Consider the following 263-nt stretch of genomic DNA (forward strand, 5'->3'; position numbering starts at 1 on the left):
TCGGGTGGGCACTCTAAAGTGACTGCCGGTGACAAACCGGAGGAAGGTGGGGATGACGTCAAATCATCATGCCCCTTATGACCTGGGCTACACACGTACTACAATGGCCAGTACAACGGGAAGCGAAGTCGCGAGATGGAGCCAATCCTATCAAAGCTGGTCTCAGTTCGGATTGCAGGCTGCAACTCGCCTGCATGAAGTCGGAATTGCTAGTAATCGCGGATCAGCATGCCGCGGTGAATACGTTCCCGGGTCTTGTACAC

General features: G+C 54.4%; 1 rRNA gene. It reads left to right on the top strand.

The features are described from left to right. Positions 1–263, top strand: a 16S ribosomal RNA gene (locus NQZ67_RS30945); the annotation flags it as partial.

The organism is Paenibacillus soyae (genome assembly GCF_024623455.1).
Classification (GTDB): Bacteria; Bacillota; Bacilli; order Paenibacillales; family Paenibacillaceae; genus Pristimantibacillus; species Pristimantibacillus soyae.